We start from the raw sequence: 2,502 nt of genomic DNA, 5'->3' as shown, positions 1-2,502 counted from the left end.
CCGAAGCCCATGACCTTCACGAGCGACCAGCCTTCCCGGATTTCCGGAAGCGGAACTTCCTGATGCACCAGTTTTTCCGGACCACCCGCTTCGTGCACTACGACTGCCTTCATTCTTCCACCCTCTGTCTTAATTTTTCATAATGATAACATGCAGCTGGGTCTGCCCGATTGCGTCCCGCAAAATTTCTTGTAGGCGCAGGAATCGCACAAAGTCACGGCATCGGTTTGAAAAAGCGGTACCGATTCCCCTTGGGCAACTTCCGTCAGGTGAAGCGAAACCGCACGCCCTTCATAAAACAAGCCGGATTTCTTTGCCTGCTCCTGCTGCTTTCTTTTGTCCAAAATTTCATACTTCCGTCCGTTCTTCACAAAATGATTCCCGGTTTCGATGAACTCGAAGTTCACATGCTGGTCCACGCAATCTTGGTGCATCCTCTGCACCCATTCATAATGGCATTCCCTTGCCCCATCATAGTTTTCCCCGCCGACGATGACGCGTTCGATTTTTCCGGATGACAAATGTTTCGTCAAGTCGATTTCGCCGATCAGCGGTGCGGCCATGATGCCTCGGTGTTTGAAAGGCAGATCCAGGAGTACCGGGATCCGCCTATCGGCCATCTTTTGGTTTTCGGCAGAGACATTCATCCACACGTTTTCCCAACCGTCTCCCCAATTTTCAGGCAGACAATCCTTCACGCGTTCGATTCTTTTCGTCAACAAGTAGAACAGCACGTCCGACCGCTTTTCAATCATCTTCCAGACCTCGCCGCGCCACTCGTCCGCTTCCTCCAGAAAAAAGTCCGAAGTCATGCAGACGCGTATCGTGGAACCGGGCGGTATGACGTAGTCGCCGCGCCGGTTCCTTTTCAGCGGGCGATCAAAGCTGCTCTGGACTTTATAAATATGCGCGCCATCTTTTCCTCGTTGACTGTCCAAATGAAACATATAACAATTTTGGCATCCCGGGCTGACCTTTTTGCAGCCGTGCCACGGGTTCCAGATATCACTCAAGCGATCACTCCTTTGAATAATCAGGCGAATCTCCGTCACAACACGTTCTCAAGTAAGTACAAGATGACATTGACAAGGAGACACAACAACATCGACAGCACAGTGCCCCACAATAGTTTAACGACGCTGAATGTCCGCAAGCCATCGAAAAGTACGGTTCCCAACCCGCCCGCATTGATCGTTGCGGCGATGGTTGCGATGCCGATTGTCGAGGTCGCGGCGATCCGGATCCCTGCGATGATGGATGACATTGCCAATGGAAGTTGGATTTTCCTGAACATTTGATTTCTCGTCATGCCCATCCCGACAGCGGCTTCGATGATTGTCGGATCGATTTCCTTGATCCCTGCGGAAAAACTGCGCAAAAGGACATATTGGCAATAAATCACCAACACGATGATGGCCGTGTTCCTTCCCAATCCCGTCAACGGAATCAAGATGGCAAACAGTGCTAGACTTGGGATCGAATAAAGCAAAGATGTCAGATAGATCAAGCCGTTCATCACGCGTTCCTGATGCATGCAGGCCAAGATAATTCCACTTGCGATGAGGATGGCGATCGTCAGCGTCGTCCCCACTAATTCGATATGCTGCATTGTGGCGGTCAGCAATTTTTCATGATAAGTATTCCAGTATGCAATCATTTCAATTCACTCCAAAATGCCTCTTGTTCCTTTACGGTGGCAATCAAATCCGCAACAAACTCGGTTTTCGGATTGCGCATGATTTCCCGCGGCGTATCAAATTGACAAATCTTGCCTTTGTCCATTATCAGCACTCTCGTCCCCAGTTTGAACGCCTCATTGATGTCGTGTGTGACCAACACAAAGGTTTTGTCGCCCAATTCTTTATGGATCTTTTGCAGTTCATTCTGCAGTTGCAGGCGCGTGATTGCGTCAACCGCTCCAAACGGTTCATCCAACAGCATCACTTTCGGATTGGCGGCAAGTGCCCTCGCAACGCCTACACGCTGCTGTTGCCCGCCGGATAATTGTTTCGGCTTTCTGTCGGCAAACACATTCGGATCCAATTGAACAAGCTCCAGCAATTCTTTGATGCGGGCTTGGATCTCCTGCTTGTCCCACTTCAGCAGTTCCGGAACTGTTGCGATGTTTTGGGCAACGGTCATATGCGGAAACAGACCGATTTGTTGGACGACATAGCCGATTTTCCGCCTAAGATCCACTTCGTTCATTCCGCTGATGTCTTCCCCGAAGAAGGTGATGTGTCCTGTATCTTCACGGATCAGGCGGTTGATCATTTTTAAAGTCGTCGTTTTGCCGGAGCCGGAAGAGCCCAGGACAGTGATGAACTCGCCTTCCTTAATCTCAAAAGAGATATCATCGACTGCCTTCGTGCCCTCTTCCCCGTAGAGCTTCGTCACATTTTTGAATTCTATCGCGGTTTGCTCCATGCGGCCTTAACGCCTCCTTATTTTATCGAATCGAAGTATTCTTTCGCGACCGCTTCATATTCTTCTCCATCGACA

At 49.8% G+C, this 2,502-nt stretch carries 3 protein-coding genes and 1 pseudogene; all 4 read right to left on the bottom strand.

Annotation, left to right across the window (positions count from 1 at the left end; all coding sequences use genetic code 11):
- Positions 1-113: pseudogene (locus tag WBV27_RS11300) on the bottom strand (quinone oxidoreductase); the annotation flags it as partial.
- 24 nt (positions 114-137) lie between these two features.
- The gene (locus WBV27_RS11295) at positions 138-1,013 is read right to left on the bottom strand and encodes a DUF5131 family protein (RefSeq protein WP_424202128.1); all 876 of its coding nucleotides are present in this window, start codon (positions 1,011-1,013) and stop codon (positions 138-140) included.
- A gap of 35 nt (positions 1,014-1,048) precedes the next feature.
- Entirely contained in the window at positions 1,049-1,657 is a 609-nt protein-coding gene (locus WBV27_RS11290; protein ID WP_424202126.1) for an ABC transporter permease, read from the bottom strand.
- Complete coding sequence (locus tag WBV27_RS11285; RefSeq protein ID WP_424202124.1) at positions 1,654-2,427, bottom strand: ABC transporter ATP-binding protein; 774 nt, start codon at positions 2,425-2,427, stop codon at positions 1,654-1,656. The genes WBV27_RS11290 and WBV27_RS11285 overlap by 4 nt, the downstream gene beginning before the upstream one ends.
- Positions 2,428-2,502 lie beyond the last annotated feature (75 nt).

Origin of the sequence: Trichococcus sp. (genome assembly GCF_049589555.1) — a bacterium.
Classification (GTDB): domain Bacteria; phylum Bacillota; class Bacilli; order Lactobacillales; family Aerococcaceae; genus Trichococcus.
This window is presented reverse-complemented; position numbering and strand designations above follow the sequence as displayed.